The organism is Streptomyces sp. NPDC006332, assembly GCF_040612855.1.
Classification (GTDB): domain Bacteria; phylum Actinomycetota; class Actinomycetes; order Streptomycetales; family Streptomycetaceae; genus Streptomyces.
In genome coordinates this window covers 145,262-164,721 of record NZ_JBEXRA010000011.1, presented here as the reverse complement: position 1 = coordinate 164,721, position 19,460 = coordinate 145,262, and the positions used below count along the sequence as shown (strand labels likewise).

Annotated in this window: 17 protein-coding genes; 13 read left to right on the top strand and 4 right to left on the bottom strand. The window is 69.9% G+C overall.

Annotated features, from left to right (window positions below):
- The first annotated feature begins 93 nt into the window (after positions 1 to 93).
- The 5 genes from ABZ027_RS13220 (at position 94) to mutM (ending at position 4,014) form a co-directional block, all read left to right on the top strand.
- On the top strand, positions 94 to 1,206 hold the full coding sequence (locus ABZ027_RS13220; RefSeq protein ID WP_356767500.1) for a cell division initiation protein: 1,113 nt from the start codon (positions 94 to 96) through the stop codon (positions 1,204 to 1,206).
- 163 nt (positions 1,207 to 1,369) lie between these two features.
- Complete coding sequence (locus tag ABZ027_RS13215; RefSeq protein WP_356767498.1) at positions 1,370 to 2,014, top strand: YceD family protein; 645 nt, start codon at positions 1,370 to 1,372, stop codon at positions 2,012 to 2,014.
- A gap of 2 nt (positions 2,015 to 2,016) precedes the next feature.
- A complete protein-coding gene (gene rpmF, locus ABZ027_RS13210) occupies positions 2,017 to 2,190 on the top strand; it encodes a 50S ribosomal protein L32 (RefSeq protein WP_006139588.1) in 174 nt (57 codons plus the stop codon).
- 49 nt (positions 2,191 to 2,239) lie between these two features.
- The gene (gene rnc / locus ABZ027_RS13205) at positions 2,240 to 3,022 is read left to right on the top strand and encodes a ribonuclease III (RefSeq protein ID WP_356767496.1); all 783 of its coding nucleotides are present in this window, start codon (positions 2,240 to 2,242) and stop codon (positions 3,020 to 3,022) included.
- A gap of 89 nt (positions 3,023 to 3,111) precedes the next feature.
- Positions 3,112 to 4,014 carry a bifunctional DNA-formamidopyrimidine glycosylase/DNA-(apurinic or apyrimidinic site) lyase gene (mutM, locus tag ABZ027_RS13200; RefSeq protein ID WP_356767494.1) on the top strand — a complete coding sequence of 301 codons (903 nt, stop codon included), beginning with the start codon at positions 3,112 to 3,114 and terminating at the stop codon, positions 4,012 to 4,014.
- Here the strand turns inward: mutM and ABZ027_RS13195 are convergent.
- On the bottom strand, positions 3,987 to 4,388 hold the full coding sequence (locus ABZ027_RS13195) for a helix-turn-helix domain-containing protein (protein ID WP_356767492.1): 402 nt from the start codon (positions 4,386 to 4,388) through the stop codon (positions 3,987 to 3,989). The two genes, mutM and ABZ027_RS13195, sit on opposite strands and share 28 nt — an antisense overlap.
- A 73-nt stretch (positions 4,389 to 4,461) precedes the next feature.
- A complete protein-coding gene (locus ABZ027_RS13190; protein ID WP_356767490.1) occupies positions 4,462 to 5,661 on the bottom strand; it encodes a CAP domain-containing protein in 1,200 nt (399 codons plus the stop codon).
- A 166-nt stretch (positions 5,662 to 5,827) separates the two neighbouring features.
- Between ABZ027_RS13190 and ABZ027_RS13185 the strand changes: the two genes are divergently transcribed.
- The 4 genes from ABZ027_RS13185 (at position 5,828) to ABZ027_RS13170 (ending at position 12,126) form a co-directional block, all read left to right on the top strand.
- Positions 5,828 to 6,109 carry an acylphosphatase gene (locus tag ABZ027_RS13185; protein ID WP_356767488.1) on the top strand — a complete coding sequence of 94 codons (282 nt, stop codon included), beginning with the start codon at positions 5,828 to 5,830 and terminating at the stop codon, positions 6,107 to 6,109.
- 379 nt (positions 6,110 to 6,488) lie between these two features.
- Positions 6,489 to 6,692, top strand: a complete 204-nt coding sequence (locus ABZ027_RS13180) for a hypothetical protein (RefSeq protein WP_016432419.1) — start codon at positions 6,489 to 6,491, stop codon at positions 6,690 to 6,692.
- A gap of 225 nt (positions 6,693 to 6,917) precedes the next feature.
- Complete coding sequence (smc, locus tag ABZ027_RS13175; protein ID WP_356767486.1) at positions 6,918 to 10,472, top strand: chromosome segregation protein SMC; 3,555 nt, start codon at positions 6,918 to 6,920, stop codon at positions 10,470 to 10,472.
- A 235-nt stretch (positions 10,473 to 10,707) separates the two neighbouring features.
- Entirely contained in the window at positions 10,708 to 12,126 is a 1,419-nt protein-coding gene (locus ABZ027_RS13170) for a sugar porter family MFS transporter (RefSeq protein WP_356767484.1), read from the top strand.
- Positions 12,127 to 12,248: 122 nt separating this feature from the next.
- Here ABZ027_RS13170 and ABZ027_RS13165 read toward each other — a convergent pair whose 3' ends face one another.
- Positions 12,249 to 13,220, bottom strand: a complete 972-nt coding sequence (locus ABZ027_RS13165) for an LLM class flavin-dependent oxidoreductase (protein ID WP_356767482.1) — start codon at positions 13,218 to 13,220, stop codon at positions 12,249 to 12,251.
- A 233-nt stretch (positions 13,221 to 13,453) separates the two neighbouring features.
- Here ABZ027_RS13165 and ftsY point away from each other — a divergent pair, with 233 nt between their 5' ends.
- On the top strand, positions 13,454 to 14,653 hold the full coding sequence (gene ftsY, locus ABZ027_RS13160; protein WP_356767480.1) for a signal recognition particle-docking protein FtsY: 1,200 nt from the start codon (positions 13,454 to 13,456) through the stop codon (positions 14,651 to 14,653).
- A gap of 195 nt (positions 14,654 to 14,848) precedes the next feature.
- On the opposite strand, the gene ABZ027_RS13155 is transcribed toward ftsY, so the two are convergent.
- Entirely contained in the window at positions 14,849 to 15,505 is a 657-nt protein-coding gene (locus ABZ027_RS13155) for a bifunctional DNA primase/polymerase (RefSeq protein WP_356767478.1), read from the bottom strand.
- 433 nt (positions 15,506 to 15,938) lie between these two features.
- Here ABZ027_RS13155 and ABZ027_RS13150 point away from each other — a divergent pair, with 433 nt between their 5' ends.
- The 3 genes from ABZ027_RS13150 to ABZ027_RS13140 all read left to right on the top strand — a co-directional run bounded on the left by ABZ027_RS13150 (position 15,939) and on the right by ABZ027_RS13140 (position 19,441).
- Positions 15,939 to 17,441: a hypothetical protein gene (locus tag ABZ027_RS13150; protein WP_356767476.1), complete on the top strand. Its 1,503-nt coding sequence runs from the start codon at positions 15,939 to 15,941 to the stop codon at positions 17,439 to 17,441.
- Between the two features lie 324 nt (positions 17,442 to 17,765).
- Positions 17,766 to 19,106, top strand: a complete 1,341-nt coding sequence (locus ABZ027_RS13145; RefSeq protein ID WP_356767474.1) for an ammonium transporter — start codon at positions 17,766 to 17,768, stop codon at positions 19,104 to 19,106.
- Positions 19,103 to 19,441 carry a P-II family nitrogen regulator gene (locus ABZ027_RS13140; protein WP_003997576.1) on the top strand — a complete coding sequence of 113 codons (339 nt, stop codon included), beginning with the start codon at positions 19,103 to 19,105 and terminating at the stop codon, positions 19,439 to 19,441. The genes ABZ027_RS13145 and ABZ027_RS13140 overlap by 4 nt, the downstream gene beginning before the upstream one ends.
- Positions 19,442 to 19,460: the final 19 nt, after the last annotated feature.

Sequence of the window (19,460 nt, the reverse complement as noted above, 5' to 3'; positions counted from 1 at the left end):
TGACGAACCGTCAGCCGGTGTCCGCCGGTCGCCTCATGGCCTTACAGTCGTCCCGTCCGTCTCCAACACAGCTGTAGAGAGTGGCGAGCACAGGTGGACGTGCAGAAGAAGCTCGACGAGATCGTGTCCGCGGTCTCCGGTGCCCGGTCGATGCCCATGTCGGCCTCGTGCGTGGTCAACCGCGCCGACCTGCTCGCGATGCTGGAAGAGGTACGCGCGGCCCTGCCCGGCTCCCTGGCGCAGGCCCAGGAGCTGATCGGTGACCGTGAGCAGATGGTCGAGCAGGCCCGCCAGGAGGCCGAGCGGATCATCGGGCAGGCGCACGCCGAGCGTGGCTCCCTGATCTCCGACACGGAGGTCGCCCGCCGCTCCCAGGCCGAGGCCGACCGCATCCTCGCCGAGGCCCGCCAGGAGGCGGAGGAGGTCCGCGCGGAGGCCGACGACTACGTCGACTCCAAGCTCGCCAACTTCGAGGTCGTTCTCACCAAGACGCTCGGCTCGGTCGGCCGCGGCCGGGAGAAGCTCCTCGGCACCGGTCCGGGAACCGACGAACAGGGCTACCAGGACGACGACGCCCCCGAGCGCAGCCACGACCCGGAGACCCTGCGCCGCACCGCCGACGAGTACGTCGACGTCAAGCTCGGCGCCTTCGAGGCGGTCCTCGCCAAGACCCTGGAGGCCGTCGGCCGCGGCCGTCAGAAGCTGCACGGCCGGATCGCCAGCGACGACCTCGGGGCCCTCGCCGACGACCTCTCCACCGTCCAGCACTCCAGCGACGCCGACTACCTCGCCGACCTCGCCGCCCTCACGGAGCGGGAGACGGTGGCCGCGCCGGTCGAGCAGCCCGTACCGCAGCAGTACGACCAGCAGGACATGCAGCCGGCCTACGGCTATCAGCAGCAGCCCGACACCTACGGCGGCGGCTACCAGCAGCAGTACCCGGGTCAGCAGGACCCGTACGGCTACCAGCAGGCCGACCCGTACGCCTTCCAGGGCTACGACGGCCATCAAGGCCATCAAGGCGCCTACGACCCGCACCAGGCCCAGCAGCCGCACCAGGCCCAGCAGGGCCACCAGGCGCAGCAGGACCACCAGGCCTACGTCCCGCAGCAGGCGCAGGCCCTCGAAGAGACCAGTCTCTTCGACACCAGCATGATCAGCGCGGAGCAGTTGCGGGCCTACGAGCAGGGGCGCGGAAACAGCTGAGCCGCTTCTCGCAGGAGGGGCGCCGACCGGGAGCGCACACCGGATTGGGCCGTGAGCGAAAGGTCCAGTATCCTGGCTCTTCGGTCGCGTGCACGTCCGCGATCAACGCTGCCCGGGAACACCGAAGGGCAGCGCCCCCGAGCTCAGCAGATCGAAAGTTGGAATGGCTCTGAACGCCCGCCTCGACCACCGCAACCCCCTCGTGTTCGACACACACGAGCTGGGTCGGCGGCCTGGTGCGCTGCAGCGCCTGACCCGCACGATCGACGCTCCCAAGGATCTCGGTATCCAGGAGGTCATCGGAGTGCCGGAAGGCGCCCCGATGAAGCTCGAACTCCGACTCGAGTCGGTCATGGAAGGTGTGCTTGTCACAGGCACCGCCCGTGCAACGGCCGAGGGGGAGTGCGTAAGGTGTCTGGAGCCGCTGGAGCTGAAGCTCGAAGCGGACTTCCAGGAGATGTTCTCGTACCCTGACGCCGACGACCGGGGCCGCCCCAAGGCGGAGCCGGCCGACGACGCCGAGGACGACGAGGACACGCTCTTCATCGAGGACGGCCTGTTCGACCTCGAGCCCGTGCTGCGCGATGCGGTGGTGCTCGCACTGCCGATGCAGCCGGTGTGCCAGGAAGACTGCCCAGGACTGTGCGCCCAGTGCGGAGCACGTCTTGCGGACGATCCGGGCCACCACCATGACGCCGTCGACATCCGTTGGGCGGCACTGCAGGGACTCGCCGGTTCACTCGAAGATGGCGAGAAGGACGACACCAGCGACGCCGAAGCGGGCGTCGACGAGAAGCAGGAGAAGTAGCCGTGGCTGTTCCGAAGCGGAAGATGTCGCGCAGCAACACGCGCCACCGCCGGTCGCAGTGGAAGGCTGCGGTCCCCACCCTGGTTGCGTGCGAGCGCTGCCACGAGCCCAAGCTGCAGCACATCGCGTGCCCGGCTTGCGGTACCTACAACAAGCGCCAGGTCCTCGAGGTCTGAGCGGCCGGTGAGAGGCACAGTGTCCACGCCCAAGAAGAACGGGTCCCGCGTGAGCGGGAGTGCCCCGGCGGACAACACAGCCTCGTCCCACACGCTGTTGGAAGGGCGGCTCGGGTACACACTCGAGTCCGCCCTTCTGGTGCGTGCGCTGACCCACCGTTCCTACGCGTACGAGAACGGCGGCCTGCCGACCAACGAGCGCCTGGAGTTCCTCGGGGACTCCGTACTCGGCCTCGTGGTCACGGACACGCTGTACCGCATCCACCCCGACCTGCCGGAAGGCCAACTGGCCAAGCTGCGGGCCGCGGTGGTCAACTCGCGTGCGCTGGCGGAGGTCGGCCGCGGGCTCGACCTGGGTTCCTTCATCCGGCTCGGCCGCGGTGAAGAGGGCACGGGCGGCCGGGACAAGGCATCCATCCTCGCCGACACCCTGGAAGCGGTGATCGGCGCGGTCTATCTCGACCAGGGACTGGACTCGGCGGCGGAGCTGGTGCACCGCCTGTTCGACCCACTGATCGAGAAGTCCTCGAACCTCGGAGCCGGCCTGGACTGGAAGACCAGTCTCCAGGAGCTCACCGCGACCGAAGGCCTCGGTGTCCCCGAGTACCTGGTCACGGAGACCGGCCCCGACCACGAGAAGACCTTCACTGCTGCCGCCCGCGTCGGAGGCGTCTCGTACGGCACCGGCACCGGCCGCAGCAAGAAGGAGGCGGAGCAGCAGGCCGCGGAATCCGCGTGGCGGTCCATCCGGGCCGCGGCGGACGAGCGCGCCAAGGTGGCGGCCCAGCAGACCGTCGCGGACGACGAAGGACCGTCGTCCGTCTCCGCCTGACCGAACGAGCACATCCGAGCGCCCGCCCCTGGACTTGTGTCCCGGGGTGGGCGCTCGCCTCATACACCGGTTCGTGACGGGGGAGCCCCATGCCCGAGTTGCCCGAGGTCGAGGTCGTCCGGCGCGGCCTGGCACGGTGGGTCGCCCACCGTACGGTCGCCGAGGTCGAGGTGCTGCATCCGCGTGCGGTACGACGTCATGTCGCCGGAGCGGACGACTTCGCGCACCGCCTCAAGGGCCACCGCATCGGCACCCCCAGCCGCCGCGGCAAGTATCTGTGGCTGCCCCTGGAGGACACCCACCAGGCGATCCTGGCCCACCTCGGCATGAGCGGCCAGCTCCTGGTCCAGCCGCACGCGGCGCCCGACGAGAAACACCTGCGCATCCGGATCCGGTTCGCGGACCCGCTGGCCTTCGCGGACCCGCCGACGCCGGACGCCTCCGAGGAGGAGTCCACCGAACTCCGTTTCGTCGACCAACGCACCTTCGGCGGCCTGTCGTTGCACGAGACGAGCCCCGACGGCCTGCCCGACGTGATCGCGCACATCGCCCGCGACCCCCTCGACCCGCTCTTCGACGACGAGGCCTTCCACCAGGCCCTGCGCCGCAAGCGCACCACCGTCAAACGGGCCCTGCTGGACCAGTCGCTGATCAGCGGCGTCGGCAACATCTACGCGGACGAGGCCCTTTGGCGCTCCCGCATCCACTACGAGCGCCCCACCGCGCACTTCACCCGTCCACGCACCGCCCAACTCATCGGCCACATCCGGGACGTGATGAACGAGGCCCTCGCCGTCGGCGGCACCAGCTTCGACAGCCTGTACGTCAACGTCAACGGCGAGTCGGGCTACTTCGACCGGTCGCTCGACGCGTACGGGCGTGCGGGCCTGCCCTGCAAGCGCTGTGCCACCCCGATGCGCCGACGGCCGTGGATGAACCGGTCCAGCTACTTCTGCCCGCGCTGTCAGCGCGCCCCGCGTGTCTCGTCGTAACGCTCCCGGGCCGCCAGGACCTCGTCCATCCTGCCCTCCACGAAGTGGATGAGGTCCAGCAGGCGCTGGGCGACCTCGTGGCCGAGCGGGGTCAGTTCGTAGTCCACCCGGGGCGGGTTCGTCGGCTGGGCCTCCCGGTGCACCAGGCCGTCGCGCTCCAGCGCGTGCAGTGTCTGGGACAGCATCTTCTCGCTCACGCCGTCGACCCGGCGGCGCAGCTCGTTGAAGCGCAGCGAACCCTCGTGCAGGGCGCCGAGCGCGAGCCCGCCCCAACGTCCCGTGACGTGCTCCAGCGTGCCGCGCGACGGGCAGGCCTTGGCGAACACGTTGTACGGGAGGTCCTGCGCCTCCGTGCGCTCCTGGGTGATGTCCATAACTCAAGCGTACGCGAACGCAGCGCTTACCGACAGGTTGCACTAACTGTGAGTTAGTGCAACCTGTCGGGCACTAGTACCCGAAGTCCTGCGTCCACCACGGGCCGCCCGACCCGAAGTGCACGCCGACCCCCAACGTCTTGAAGTCGCAGTTGAGGATGTTGGCCTTGTGGCCGGGGCTGTTCATCCAGGCCTTCATCACCGCGGCCGCGGTGGCCTGCCCCCGCGCGATGTTCTCGCCGCCGAGATCGGTGATCCCGGCCTTCGCCGCACGGTCCCAGGGCGTCGCGCCACTCGGGTCGGTGTGGTCGAAGAACTTCTGCTTGGCCATGGCGTCGCTGAAGTCCTCGGCCAGGTCGGACAGCGCGCTGTTGGCGGACAGCGCGCTGCAGCCCACCTTCGCCCGCTCCTGGTTGACGAGCTTGAGCACCTGGGCCGCGGCCTGGTTCTCGGCGGACACGGCCACCGGGGCACTGGTGTGCTCCGGCGCCCTGGTGGCCGCACGCGAGGCCGGGGCCTGCGGCTTCTCGCTGGGCGTGGTCTCCGGCTTCGTCGGCGGCGCCTTGGTGGGCGTCGGCGCGGCCGTCGCAGACGACGTCGAGGGGGAGGGCGTGGGGGAGAGGGAACGATCGGCCCCGCCGCGGCTGGTCGAGGTGGATTCCTCGCGGCTCTCGGCGCTGCCGGAGGTGCCGCCCTGCTCGACCGGGCTGTTGGTCGGCGTGCCGGCGGCCTGCACGCTGCCGCCGCCGTTGTTGGTTTCGCCGCCGAGCCGGTAGTTGTCGAGGCCGGGCACCGCGCCCGTGGCGACCGCGACCGTCCCGAGCGCGACCGCCGCGGAGACCCCGAGCAGACCGGTCTTGACCGGCGTCGACGTCCTCCTCTTGCGGCGGCGCGACCGCCCGGACCGGGAACCTCCGTCGGGCGTGAAGCCACCACCACGGGAGGACGCGGCGTCGGTGCCGAAGACCGTGGCGTAGTCCTCCTCCGTCGCGAAGAGGTAGGCGGCACTGCGCGCGGAGGTCTCGGTGTACGCCTCGGGGTCCAGATAAGGAGCCGTGCCGCCGCTAGGGCGGCCGTCCGAGGCGTACGGATCCTGCGGGTCCTGGGGGTAGGGGTACTGCGGGTCCTGAACAGAAGAACTCCGCGACCCGTAGTCAAAGCTGTACGAGTCCTGCGGGTCGTGGCTGCCCCGGTACGAGCCGTGCGATGGTGCGACCCCCGTGGCGCGGCTGGTGGCGGCGCGGCCGGCGGCGGAGCGTCGGTGGCGTCCCATGTCCTTGCCTTCCTCGTCCTGTGCGGTCGACGCGTCCCCCCGGTCAACCAAGGTCACAAAACTCACACGATGTGAGTTTCATATGAGATTCATTGGGTGGGGACGGTACCGCATGGCGCCGGAGGAGGAAGTGTCCGAAGAGACATTGCGCGGCTAGGTTGCACTCATGAGTGACGATGTACGGCTGGTTGCCTGGGTGCGGGGACGCGTTCAAGGTGTGGGTTTTCGCTGGTTCACGCGGGCCAAGGCGCTGGAGATCGGCGGCCTGAGTGGCTTTGCTCTCAATTTGGCCGACGGCCGGGTCCAGGTGGTCGCCGAGGGCCCGCCCGCCGGGTGTCAAGGTCTCCTCGACTGGCTCCAGGGCGACGACACGCCCGGGCACGTGGCTGGTGTCACCGAGATCTGGGACACACCGCGCGGGGGTTACGACGGGTTCGCCATCCGCTGACCCGTTCAGTCAAACAGCCCAGGCGGAAGCGGAGGAGCATGCCACTGGCACCTGCCCGGAGCAGAAAAAGCCTGGTGATTGCCAAGAACCGCTTGCGGTGGCAGGCTCGCCGGGTAAGGATGATCGCCTTGCTCCGAGGGCCCCGTGGGAGTCGCAGCGCCGCCGTTCCAGGCCGCGTGGATCCGGGTTGCCGCCAATACGGGGTGTGATCGTGTTGACCGTCAAACTTTTTGGTGAGACGCTGAAAGCACCCCGCGCACCTTAGCTGTTTGGCATGGATGAACGGCAGCACAACTCAACAGTGCCAAGCACCGCGGGTGCGAATCCCTCACGACCCACACCGCTTCGGTCGGTCACTCATTGTGGAGGACCATCCATCATGGCAAAGGCGCTTCTCGGTTACGTCGGCGGCTCCGACCCTCGACTCCTCGCCGAGATGCGACGGCTCCAGCAGCGCGTCCAGGACCTGGAATCCGAGCTTGTACGGATCCAGGCCGAGAACGACGCGCTCGCGGCTGCCGCTTCTCACGACAGGATCATGGAGAGCATCGACGCACACCAGGCGGAGCCCGCGCTCACCTGATCACTGCATCGCTCCACGACAGCTCACGCAGTGGTTGGGCAGCCTGTATCAACCGCTAAGTTGTCAGAGTTGCAAGGGACGCTTCGGCGTCCCTTCTTTCTTTCCCCCGCCTTTTTTGCCCCCGCATCCTTTCACTCTCTTCAACGTCTGATGTGCCCTGCATGTTCATGGGTGAAACCGCGGGTTCATGGAGTGAGACACCCCCGGAAGGTAGAGTCCAGCGGCGTGCACCTCAAGGCCCTGACCCTCCGGGGGTTCAAGTCGTTCGCCTCGGCGACCACACTCCGGTTCGAACCGGGGATCACGTGCGTCGTCGGACCGAACGGCTCGGGAAAGTCCAATGTGGTGGACGCGCTCAGCTGGGTCATGGGCGAGCAGGGCGCCAAGTCGCTGCGCGGCGGCAAGATGGAGGACGTCATCTTCGCCGGCACCACCGGCCGCCCTCCGCTGGGCCGCGCCGAGGTGTCCCTGACCATCGACAACTCCGACGGGGCGCTGCCCATCGAGTACGCCGAGGTCACCATCACGCGGATCATGTTCCGCAACGGTGGCAGCGAGTACCAGATCAACGGCGACACCTGCCGGCTCCTCGACATCCAGGAACTGCTGTCCGACTCGGGCATCGGCCGCGAGATGCACGTCATCGTCGGCCAGGGCCAGCTCGACGGCGTTCTGCACGCCGACCCCATGGGTCGCCGCGCCTTCATCGAGGAGGCCGCGGGCGTCCTCAAGCACCGCAAGCGCAAGGAGAAGGCGCTGCGGAAGCTGGACGCGATGAAGGCCAACCTCGCGCGCGTGCAGGACCTGACCGACGAACTGCGGCGCCAGCTCAAGCCCCTCGGCCGCCAGGCCGCGGTCGCCCGACGGGCCGCCGTCATCCAGGCCGACCTCCGCGACGCCCGCCTGCGCCTGCTCGCCGACGATCTCGTACGGCTGCACAACGCGCTGAGCGCCGAGGTCGCCGACGAGGCCGCGCTGAAGGAGCGCAAGGAGACCGCGGAGCTGGACCTGAAGCGGGCCCTGCAGCGCGAGGCCCTCCTGGAGGACCAGGTACGGCAGCTCTCGCCCCGGCTCCAGCGCGCCCAGCAGACTTGGTACGAGCTGTCACAGCTGGCCGAGCGGGTGCGCGGCACCATCTCGCTGGCCGAGGCGCGGGTGAAGAGCGCCACCTCCGCGCCCCTCGAGGAACGACGCGGACGCGACCCGGAGGACATGGAACGCGAGGCCGCCCGCATTCGTGAGCAGGAGGCCGAACTGGAGGCGGCCCTGGAGGCGGCCGAGCACGCCCTGGAGGACACGGTCGCGCACCGCTCCGAATTGGAGCGCGAACTCGCCCAGGAAGAACGGCGCCTCAAGGACGTGGCCCGGGCCATCGCGGACCGCCGTGAGGGACTGGCCCGGCTGAACGGCCAGGTCAACGCGGCCCGTTCGCGGGCGGGCTCCGCCCAGGCCGAGATCGACCGGCTGGCCGCCGCACGGGACGAGGCGCAGGAGCGGGCCTTGGCCGCGCAGGAGGAGTACGAGGCGCTCAAGGCCGAGGTCGACGGACTCGACGCCGGCGACGCCGAACTCGCCGAGCGGCACGAGGTGGCCAAGCGCGAACTCGCCGAGGCCGAGGCCCAGCTCACCGCGGCCCGGGAGTCGGTCACCGCGGCGGAACGCAGCCGGGCCGCGACCCAGGCCCGCCACGAGGCGCTGGCGCTGGGCCTGCGGCGCAAGGACGGCACCGGCGCGCTGCTCTCGGCGAAGGACCGCCTATCCGGCCTGCTCGGCCCGGCGGCCGAACTGCTCACCGTGACCCCGGGGCACGAGGTCGCCCTGGCCGCGGCCCTCGGTGCCGCCGCCGACGCCCTCGCGGTGACCACCCCGTCGGCCGCGGCCGACGCGATCCGCCTGCTGCGCAAGCAGGACGCCGGTCGGGCGGCGCTGTTGCTGAGCGGCGCTGCCGACGACGTACCGCGGGAGGCCCGGACCGAGGGGCCGCCGTATGCGGCCGACCTCGTCCGCGCCCCCGCTGACCTGATGCCCGCCGTACGACGTCTGCTGCGCGGGATCGTCGTCGTGGGCACCCTCGAGGACGCCGAGGATCTGGTGTACACGCGACCCGACCTCACCGCGGTGACCGCCGAGGGCGACCTGCTGGGCGCGCACTTCGCGCAGGGCGGGTCCGCCGGGGCGCCGAGCCTGCTCGAAGTGCAGGCGTCCGTGGACGAGGCGGCCGCGGAGCTGGAAGAGCTGGCCGTGCGGTGTGAGGAGCTGACCGAGGCGCAGCACGCGGCGGTGGAGCGGCGTGGGGAGTGTGCCGCGCGGGTCGAGGAACTGGGGGAGCGGCGCCGGGCCGCCGACCGGGAGAAGTCGGCGGTGGCCCAGCAGTTGGGGCGGCTGTCCGGGCAGGCGCGCGGTGCCGCCGGAGAGGCCGAGCGGTCCGTCGCCGCCGCCGCCCGGGCGCAGGAGGCGCTCGACAAGGCCCTGGGGGACGTCGAGGAACTGGCCGAACGGCTCGCCGTCGCCGAGGAGATGCCGGTCGAGGAGGAGCCCGACACATCGGTGCGCGACCGGCTCGCCGCCGACGGGGCCAACGCCCGGCAGACCGAGATGGAGGCCCGCCTCCAGGTCCGTACGCACGAGGAACGGGTCAAGGGGCTCGCCGGGCGGGCCGATTCGCTCGACCGGGCCGCCCGCGCGGAACGCGAGGCACGCGCCCGCGCGGAGCAACGACGGGCGCGCCTGAGACACGAGGCCGCAGTCGCCCAGGCCGTGGCCTCCGGCGCCCGGCAACTGCTCGCGCACGTCGAGGTCTCCCTCACGCGGGCCGACGAGGAGCGCACCGCCGCCGAAGCCGCCAAGGCCCGACGGGAGCAGGAGCTGACCGCCGCGCGCACCGCGGGGCGCGATCTCAAGGCGGAGCTCGACAAGTTGACGGATTCAGTCCACCGAGGCGAGGTACTCGGCGCCGAGAAACGGCTGCGGATCGAGCAGCTGGAGACCAAGGCGCTGGAGGAGTTCGGTGTGGAACCGGCGGGGCTCACGGCCGAGTACGGCCCGCACCAGCTGGTGCCGCCCTCGCCCCCCGCCGAGGGCGAGGAACTGCCGGAGGACCCCGAGCACCCGCGCAACCGGCCGAGGCAGTTCCACCGGGCGGAGCAGGAGCGGCGGCTGAAGGCGGCAGAGCGTGCGTACCAGCAGCTCGGCAAGGTCAACCCGCTCGCCCTGGAGGAGTTCGCCGCGCTGGAGGAACGCCACCAGTTCCTCAGCGAGCAGCTGGAGGACCTGAAGAAGACCCGCGCCGACCTGCTCCAGGTCGTCAAGGAGGTCGACGAGCGCGTCGAGCAGGTCTTCACCGAGGCCTACCGGGACACCGCCCGCGAGTTCGAGGGCGTGTTCGGCCGGCTGTTCCCCGGCGGTGACGGGCGCCTGATCCTGACCGACCCCGACAACATGCTCACCACGGGTGTGGACGTCGAGGCGCGTCCGCCGGGCAAGAAGGTCAAGCGGCTCTCGCTGCTCTCCGGCGGTGAGCGGTCACTGACGGCCGTGGCGCTGCTCGTGTCGATCTTCAAGGCCCGGCCCAGCCCGTTCTATGTGATGGACGAGGTCGAGGCGGCGCTCGACGACACCAACCTCCAGCGGCTGATCCGCATCATGCAGGAGTTGCAGGAAGCCTCCCAGCTGATCGTGATCACGCACCAGAAGCGGACGATGGAGGTCGCCGACGCGCTGTACGGCGTCTCCATGCAGGGCGACGGTGTGTCGAAGGTCATCTCGCAGCGTCTGCGCTAATTCCATGCGCATTACAGCTATCGCCACCTGCGGTTCTTGATGGCTTCACTTAATGAACACATAGCTGTCGGCCGGTGGTCTCACAATCCACACCGAACCCTCTGTTGACTTCGAAACTTGAAGGCATAGTCTCTGCAACGTTGCTTTTGCCTTCAGGTGGTGGGCAGCCCATGCTGGGCGCCACCGGAGGGTCGTTCCCACGCCGGCAGCGTTGCCGGTGGCCCGAGGAGTACACGTGACCAGCACAGCGCAGGCATCCAAGTCAGGAGCCGCTTCGGCTCACCCCGATCATCTCGGGCACGTCATCTTCATCGCGGCGGCGGCCGCGATGGGCGGTTTCCTCTTCGGCTACGACAGCTCCGTGATCAACGGTGCCGTCGAGGCCATCCGGGGCCGCTACGACATCGGCTCGGCGGCCCTGGCACAGGTCATCGCCGTCGCCCTGATCGGCTGCGCCATCGGTGCCGCGACCGCCGGCCGCATAGCCGACCGCATCGGCCGCATCCGGTGCATGCAGATCTCCGCTGCGCTCTTCACGATCAGCGCCGTCGGTTCCGCGCTGCCCTTCGCGCTCTACGACCTCGCCTTCTGGCGCGTCGTCGGCGGCTTCGCCATCGGCATGGCCTCCGTGATCGGCCCCGCCTACATCGCCGAGGTCGCCCCGCCGGCCTACCGCGGCCGCCTCGGTTCCTTCCAGCAGGCCGCGATCGTCATCGGCATCGCCATCTCCCAACTGGTCAACTGGGGCCTGCTGAACGCCGCCGACGGCGACCAGCGCGGCAAGCTGATGGGCCTGGAGGCCTGGCAGGTCATGCTGGGCGTCATGGTGATCCCGGCCGTCCTCTACGGTCTGCTCTCCTTCGCGATCCCCGAGTCCCCCCGCTTCCTGATCTCCGTGGGCAAGCACGAGCGGGCCCGCGAGATCCTCGAAGAGGTCGAGGGCGACAGGATCGACCTGGACGCGCGCGTCACCGAGATCGAGCACGCGATGAAGAGCGAGCACAAGTCGTCCTTCAAGGACCTGCTGGGCGGCGGCTTCTTCTTCAAGCCGATCGTCTGGATCGGCATCGGCCTCTCGGTCTTCCAGCAGTTCGTCGGCATCAACGTCGCGTTCTACTACTCCTCGACCCTGTGGCAGTCGGTCGGCGTCGACCCGACGGACTCGTTCTTCTACTCCTTCACGACGTCGATCATCAACATCGTCGGCACCGTGATCGCCATGATCTTCGTCGACCGCGTCGGCCGTAAGCCGCTGGCCCTCATCGGGTCCGTCGGCATGGTGATCGGCCTCGGGCTGGAGGCGTGGGCGTTCTCCTTCGATCTCGTCGGCGGCAAGCTGCCGGCCACCCAGGGCTGGATCGCCCTGATCGCCGCCCACGTGTTCGTGCTCTTCTTCGCCCTGTCCTGGGGTGTGGTCGTCTGGGTCTTCCTCGGCGAGATGTTCCCGAACCGGCTCCGCGCCGCCGCCCTGGGTGTGGCCGCCGCCGCGCAGTGGATCGCCAACTGGGCCATCACCGCGAGCTTCCCGTCGCTGGCCGACTGGAACCTCTCCCTCACCTACGTGATCTACACGGTCTTCGCCGCGCTCTCCATCCCCTTCGTCCTCAAGTACGTCAAGGAGACGAACGGCAAGACCCTGGAGGAGATGGGCTGACCCGCCCGTCGAGCCCCCGCGAACTCGGGGAGAAGGGCCAAGTCCCCGCTGCCCCTCTCCCCGTACCGTCCGCCGCCCCCTGTTCCGCCGCCGAGCGGGCAGGGGGCGGCGGTGATCTTTGATCAGTCGTCCAAAGCCGGAAGGACCCGGTCCGCGAGCAGCCGCAGGCTGCGCCACCCCTCGTCCACCGGCATCCCGCCCGCCAGCGGATGCAGGACGAGACTGTCCAGGCCCTGGGACACGCACTCCTCGGGTGTCAGGATCCGGTAGACGCCTTCCGCGCGGAGTTCCTCCACCGTCGTGGCCGCGGATCGCACGGCCGAGCGAATGTCGCCGGACTGCCAGGAGGCGTACGTCCGCGCCTCGTGCAGGAAGTGCTCGCCGTACGCGGCCCACGCCCGGTCCGGATCCTCGGCGAGGTGCAGCAGGGGAGTCTCGGCGGCGGGCATCATCGTCCAGCCCTCGGTGCCGTACTCGACCAGCCGCTCCTTGTAGTACGCCTCAAGATCCGGCAGATGCGCGCTGGGGAAGAAGGGCAGGCCGAGCCGGGCGGCCCGGCGGGCGGCGGCCTTCGAGGAACCGCCGACCAGGAGCAACGGGTGCGGGTCGGAGTACGGGCGCGGGGTGACCCGTACCGTACGGCCCCGGTACGTGAACTCCTCGCCGGTCCACGCCCGCAGCAGGGTCTCCAGGACCTCGTCCTGGATCCGGCCGCGGCGCTTCCAGTCCACGTCGAACAGGGCGTACTCCTCGGGCCGGTACCCGATCCCGGCCACGGTGACCAGCCGTCCGCCGCTCAGCAGATCCAGTACGGCGATGTCCTCGGCCAGGCGCAGCGGGTCGTGCAGCGGGCCGATGATCGCGGAAACGGTAACCGCGATCCGGCGGGTGGCCCCGAACACCGCGCCCGCGAAGGCGAACGGCGAGGGCAGCCAGTTGTTTCCGACGCCGTGGTGTTCCTCGGTCTGCACGGTGGTGATCCCGTGTTCGTCGGCGTAGGCGGCCATCTCCAGCGCGGCCCGGTAGCGGGCGCTGAGCGAGGCAGGGGTGGCGCCGGGCTCGACCAGGTTGAAGCGGACGACCGTGACGGGCATGGGGAGTCCCCCTTCACGCGGTGGACGGGAGTGGACGCGAGTGCGTGGGAAGCCCACGGGGAGCTGACGAGAGGGGACGACGTTAGCTGACGACCCGTCAGACAACCAGGGGCGCGGGCGTCCCGGCAGCGGCCCGTTCCGGGGCCGCCCCCTGACCGCGGAAGCCGAACCTTCTCTTTGGAGGAAGACACAAGCTGGGCTCGATCGGACCCATGGCCGATACTGGGTGGGTTATGGAAATCGTCATCCTTGCTGTAGTCATCGCCGTGGTCGTGCTCGGTGCGCTCGGCGGGCTGGTCATCGGCAGCCGGCGCAAGAAGTCGCTGCCTCCGCCGCCGCCCTCCGCGCCCGACATCACCGCCCCTCCGGCCGAGCCGCACGTCGGCGACGAGGCCGAGACACCGCGCGACGAACCGCGCCGGACCATAGAGGAGGTGGATCTCCCGGACGGTTCCGCTCCGACCGTCCTCGACGAACCCGTTGCGCCGGCCCCCGAGATCGAGGTCCCGGAGCCCACGGCCGGCCGTCTGGTCCGCCTGCGCGCCCGGCTCTCCCGCTCGCAGAACGCGCTCGGCCAGGGACTGCTCACCCTCCTGTCGCGCGAGCACCTCGACGAGGACACCTGGGAGGAGATGGAGGACATCCTCCTCACCGCCGACGTCGGCGTGCAGCCCACTCAGGAACTGGTCGAGGGGCTGCGGGAGCGGGTGAAGGTGCTCGGCACCCGCACCCCGGCCGAGCTGCGCGCCCTGCTGCGTGAGGAACTGCTCAAGCTGGTCGGCGCCGACCTGGACCGCACGGTCAAGACCGAGCCGGAGGCCAGCAAGCCCGGCATCGTGATGGTCGTCGGCGTCAACGGCACCGGCAAGACCACCACCACGGGCAAGCTCGCCCGGGTGCTCGTGGCCGACGGGCGCAGTGTCGTCCTCGGTGCCGCCGACACCTTCCGCGCGGCCGCCGCCGACCAGCTGCAGACCTGGGGCGAGCGGGTCGGCGCGCACACCGTGCGCGGACCCGAGGGCGGTGACCCGGCCTCCGTCGCGTTCGACGCGGTCAAGGAGGGCAAGGAGATGGGCGCCGACGTCGTGCTCATCGACACCGCGGGGCGACTGCACACCAAGACCGGTCTCATGGACGAGCTCGGCAAGGTCAAGCGGGTCGTCGAGAAGCACGCCCCGCTGGACGAGGTGCTGCTCGTCCTCGACGCGACGACCGGCCAGAACGGGCTGATCCAGGCCCGGGTGTTCGCCGAGGTCGTCGACATCACCGGGATCGTGCTGACCAAGCTGGACGGCACCGCCAAGGGCGGCATCGTGGTCGCCGTGCAGCGCGAGCTGAAGGTGCCGGTGAAGCTGGTGGGTCTCGGCGAGGGGGCGGACGACCTGGCGCCCTTCGAGCCGGAGGCGTTCGTTGACGCCCTCATCGGAGAGTGAGCACGACCCCTCGGAAGTTCCGTGTGTGCGCCACCCGCGCACCCGTCAAGGCGCCCGCCCCGACCGCACCTCGGGAGCGGGCGCCGCGCTGTGTACGGCTGTGAGCCCGAGTACGGCTGTGGGTCTGAGGTACGGCTGTGGGTCTGAGGTACGGCCGTGAGTCTGACGTACGGCGTGCCCCCGACGTCCGTGCGGCTACGCCGGCGACCGGTGGACCACGTAGGCCAGCGTCCCCAACAGCAGCCTGGCCGCCGGTGGCTTCGTCGCCGTGTCCAGGGCGGGCGGGCGCAGCCAGCGCACCGGGCCCAGGCCGCCGCGGTCGGACGGCGGGGCCGTGATGTACGTGCCGGGGCCGAGGCCGCGCAGGTCCAGGGAGGTCGGGTCGTCCCAGCCCATGCGGTAGAGAAGCTCGGTGAGGCAGGCGGCGGCGCCGGGGGCGACGAAGAAGTGGACGCGGCCCTCGGGGGTCGTGATCACCGGGCCGAGCGGCAGGCCCATGCGCTCCAGGCGGACCAGGGCGCGTCGCCCGGCGGACTCGGCCACCTCGATCACGTCGAACGCGCGGCCGACCGGCAGCATCACCGCGGCGCCGGGGAACTCCGACCAGGCCCGGGTCACCTCGTCGAGCGTGGCGCCGGCCGGGACCGGGGGAGCGAAGCCGAGGGGGTGGGCGCCGGGGGCGACGCAGTCGGCGCGACCGCATGAGCAGGCGCCCGCCGCGGCGCGCGCGCCCGGTACGACGTCCCAGCCCCATAATCCGGTGAACTCGGCGACGGAGGTGCACTCCGACGAGCGGCCGCGCCGACGCGAGCCGGTGCGGATCTCCCGGATGCCGCCGATCGTGAAGCCCATGCCCCCTCCAACGTGTCCGGCGCACGGTGGTTACGTGGCGAACGCGATCCGTGACTCTCCGTTGCCACTTTCGAGTTCACGCGGCGTGCGGAGATCCCGTGGGTGGTGCGCTCAGCCATGTGCGCCCCTGAATGCACCGCTCCGCCCACTCGCGCTGGTCATCTGTCAAGTGAACCGTGGGGACGTCACGGGGAGTTCATTCGAAGGGGTGGCGAATGGTGGCGTTTCCGGGATCGCCATGGCTGGACGCGTGATCGTGGGATTACTTTGAGTGCACGAGGCCTGGGGGCACATGCACTCTTGGGTATGCCGGAGGCAACCCGGCTTCCCGTTCGAAGGAGGGCAACCGCCGGACGGGAGGCCGTATTTACCGGCATTCTGATAAGGCTTGGCGCACTCAGTGACAAGTGGTCTCAGGGATGGGGGCGTTCCAGTGAGCGGCAACGGCGGTAGCGAGACGGGCGCGACGACCGCGACGACGGGGACGAGCACCGACAAGCGCCCCAACGAGCTGCTCACCTCGTGGTTCGTGCGCAGCGGCTGGTCCAAGGGCGAGCTGGCGCGCCAAGTCAACCGGCGGGCCCGCCAGTTGGGCGCCAACCACATCTCCACCGACACCTCGCGCGTGCGCCGCTGGCTGGACGGCGAGAACCCCCGCGAACCCATTCCCCGCATCCTGTCCGAGCTGTTCTCCGAGCGGTTCGGCTGTGTCGTCTCCGTCGAGGACCTCGGACTGCGCTCCGCCCGGCAGTCACCCTCCGCGACCGGCGTCGACCTGCCCTGGACGGGCCCGCAGACCGTGGCCCTGCTCAGCGAGTTCTCGCGCAGCGACCTGATGCTGGCGCGGCGCGGCTTCCTCGGAACCTCGCTGGCCCTCTCCGCGGGCCCGTCCCTCATCGAACCCATGCAGCGCTGGCTGGTGCCCGCGCCCGCCGCCCCGCGCCCCGAGCCCGAACCGGCCTCGGCCTCGGCCCGCCGGGGCCGGCTGTCCAGGCCCGAGCTCGAGTTACTGGAGTCGACCACGGTGATGTTCCGCCAGTGGGACGCCCAGTGCGGCGGCGGTCTGCGCCGCAAGGCGGTCGTCGGCCAGCTGCACGAGGTGACCGACCTCCTCCAGGAGCCCCAGCCCGAGGCCACCACCCGCAAGCTGTTCAAGGTGGCCGCCGAGCTCGCGGAACTGGCCGGCTGGATGTCGTACGACGTCGGACTGCAGCCCGCCGCGCAGAAGTACTTCGTCCTCGCGCTGCACGCCGCCAAGGAGGCGGGCGACAAACCGCTCGGCTCGTACGTGCTGTCCAGCATGAGCCGCCAGATGATCCACCTCGGGCGGCCCGAGGACGCCCTGGAGCTGATCCACCTCGCGCAGTACGGCAGCCGGGACTGCGCGAGCCCGCGCACCCAGTCCATGCTGTATGCGATGGAGGCCCGCGCCTACGCCAACATGGGGCAGCCCGGCAAGTGCAAGCGGGCGGTCCGGATGGCCGAGGACACCTTCGGCGACGTCGACGAGTGGGACGAGCCGGACCCCGACTGGATCCGCTTCTTCTCCGAGGCCGAGCTGTACGGCGAGAACTCCCACTCCTACCGTGACCTCGCCTATGTCGCCGGCCGTAGCCCCACATACGCCTCTCTCGCCGAGCCCCTGATGCGGCGGGCCGTCGAGCTCTTCGCCAAGGACGACGAGCACCAGCGGTCGTACGCACTCAACCTGATCGGGATGGCGACCGTGCACCTCCTCCAGCGGGAGCCCGAGCAGAGCACCGTGCCGGCCAGGGAGGCCATGCAGATCGCCAAGAAGGTCCGCTCCGAGCGCGTGAACACTCGTATCCGAAAGACCGTCGACACGGCCGTACGCGATTTCGGCGATCTCGCCGAGGTCGTGGACCTCACCGACCAGCTGGCCATGGAGTTGCCCGAAACCGCCGAGGCGGTCTGATGGGGCGGCGCCACCCCTGAACCCCGGCCGCGGCCGGCCCTCCCGAACTGCCCGACTCGGCTCCCCCATGCCAGGTCATCGGAAGGCCGACCGCGGCCGGTCTGCTTCCTCCACCGAAGGTTGCGCCACGATAACGATCGAGTCGGACGAAATCCGCCAGTTCATCGACGCGTAACACACCGGGCGCCTTCGTCACGGCGGCGAAACAACGAGGGGCTTCCATCGAAATGGTGCTGCGCCAATCTCATGGCGCATAACCGGCCCACCCCTCATACCGCTCAGGCTTCGCCCGCACGGGGCCGTACCAATGACGAGGAGACGCCGATGGCATCAGCCGCCATCACGCTTGCGGCGGAGGCACCCAAGTTGTCGTCCGCCAACACAGGCTTCATGCTTATCTGTTCCGCCCTGGTGCTGCTCATGACACCGGGCCTGGCCTTCTTCTACGGAGGCATGGTCCGGGTCAAGAGCACCCTGAACATGCTGATGATGAGCTTCATCAGCATCGGGATCGTCACGATCCTGTGGGTCCTGTACGGCTTCTCCCTTGCCTTCGGCTCCAGCAACGGCTTCATCGGCTTCAATTCCGACTGGCTGGGCCTCAGCAACATCGGCCTGACGGAGCTCTGGGACGGCTACTCGATCCCGATCTTCGTCTTCATGGTCTTCCAGATGATGTTCGCGGTCATCACACCGGCCCTGATCAGCGGTGCCATCGCGGACCGCGTCAAGTTCTCGGCCTGGGCGCTCTTCGTCGCCCTGTGGCTCACGATCGTCTACGTCCCGGTCGCCCACTGGGTGTGGGGCGCCGACGGCTGGGCCTTCAAGCTCGGTGTGATCGACTTCGCCGGTGGTACCGCGGTCCACATCAACGCCGGTGCCGGCGCCCTCGGAGTGATCCTGGTCATCGGCAAGCGCGTCGGCTTCAAGAAGGACCCGATGCGTCCGCACAGCCTCCCGCTGGTCATGCTCGGCGCCGGTCTGCTGTGGTTCGGCTGGTTCGGCTTCAACGCCGGCTCGTGGCTGGGCAACGACGACGGCGTGGGCGCGCTGATGTTCGTCAACACGCAGGTCGCCACCGCCGCCGCCATGCTGGCCTGGCTCGCCTACGAGAAGATCCGCCACGGCGCGTTCACCACGCTGGGCGCCGCCTCCGGCGCGGTCGCCGGTCTGGTCGCCATCACCCCGTCCGGTGGTGCCGTCTCACCGCTCGGCGCGATCGCCGTCGGCGCCATCGCCGGTGTCGGCTGTGCCGCTGCCGTGGGCCTGAAGTACAAGTTCGGCTTCGACGACTCCCTCGACGTGGTCGGTGTCCACATGGTCGGCGGTATCCTCGGCTCCCTGCTGATCGGCTTCTTCGCCACCGGCAAGGGCCAGTCCACCGCGACCGGCGTCTTCTACGGCGACCACTCCTTCACCCAGCTGTGGAAGCAGTTCGCCGGTGTCGGCGCGGTCCTCGCCTACTCCCTGATCGCCTCCGCGATCCTCGCCTTCCTCCTCGACAAGACCATCGGTATGCGGGTCACCGAGGACGAGGAGATCTCCGGTATCGACCAGGCCGAGCACGCCGAGACCGCATACGACTTCAGCGGCGCCGGCGGCGGTGTCGTCGCCACCGCCGGTCCCGCCCTGGCCGCCGCGCAGAGCAAGAAGGTGGACGCATGAAGCTCATCACCGCTGTCGTCAAGCCCCACCGGCTCGACGAGATCAAGGAAGCCCTCCAGGCCTTCGGGGTCCACGGCCTGACGGTCACCGAGGCGAGCGGCTACGGTCGTCAGCGGGGCCACACCGAGGTCTACCGCGGTGCCGAGTACACCGTCGACCTGGTCCCCAAGATCCGCATCGAGGTGCTGGCCGAGGACGACGACGCCGAGCAGCTGATCGACGTCATCGTCAAGGCGGCCCGCACCGGCAAGATCGGTGACGGCAAGGTCTGGTCCCTGCCGGTCGAGACGGCCGTACGGGTCCGGACCGGCGAGCGCGGCCCGGACGCGCTCTAACAGAGGAAACGACAGGAGT

What these genes read in the sequence shown, in the direction of transcription:
- ABZ027_RS13215 (WP_356767498.1), top strand. Translation starts at nt 1,370, where the DNA reads ATGGCTCTGAACGCCCGCCTCGACCACCGCAACCCCCTCGTGTTCGAC.
- mutM (WP_356767494.1), top strand. Translation starts at nt 3,112, where the DNA reads ATGCCCGAGTTGCCCGAGGTCGAGGTCGTCCGGCGCGGCCTGGCACGG.
- ABZ027_RS13195 (WP_356767492.1), bottom strand. Translation starts at nt 4,388, where the DNA reads ATGGACATCACCCAGGAGCGCACGGAGGCGCAGGACCTCCCGTACAAC.
- ABZ027_RS13190 (WP_356767490.1), bottom strand. Translation starts at nt 5,661, where the DNA reads ATGGGACGCCACCGACGCTCCGCCGCCGGCCGCGCCGCCACCAGCCGC.
- ABZ027_RS13185 (WP_356767488.1), top strand. Translation starts at nt 5,828, where the DNA reads ATGAGTGACGATGTACGGCTGGTTGCCTGGGTGCGGGGACGCGTTCAA.
- ABZ027_RS13180 (WP_016432419.1), top strand. Translation starts at nt 6,489, where the DNA reads ATGGCAAAGGCGCTTCTCGGTTACGTCGGCGGCTCCGACCCTCGACTC.
- ABZ027_RS13165 (WP_356767482.1), bottom strand. Translation starts at nt 13,220, where the DNA reads ATGCCCGTCACGGTCGTCCGCTTCAACCTGGTCGAGCCCGGCGCCACC.
- ftsY (WP_356767480.1), top strand. Translation starts at nt 13,454, where the DNA reads ATGGAAATCGTCATCCTTGCTGTAGTCATCGCCGTGGTCGTGCTCGGT.
- ABZ027_RS13155 (WP_356767478.1), bottom strand. Translation starts at nt 15,505, where the DNA reads ATGGGCTTCACGATCGGCGGCATCCGGGAGATCCGCACCGGCTCGCGT.
- ABZ027_RS13145 (WP_356767474.1), top strand. Translation starts at nt 17,766, where the DNA reads ATGGCATCAGCCGCCATCACGCTTGCGGCGGAGGCACCCAAGTTGTCG.
- ABZ027_RS13140 (WP_003997576.1), top strand. Translation starts at nt 19,103, where the DNA reads ATGAAGCTCATCACCGCTGTCGTCAAGCCCCACCGGCTCGACGAGATC.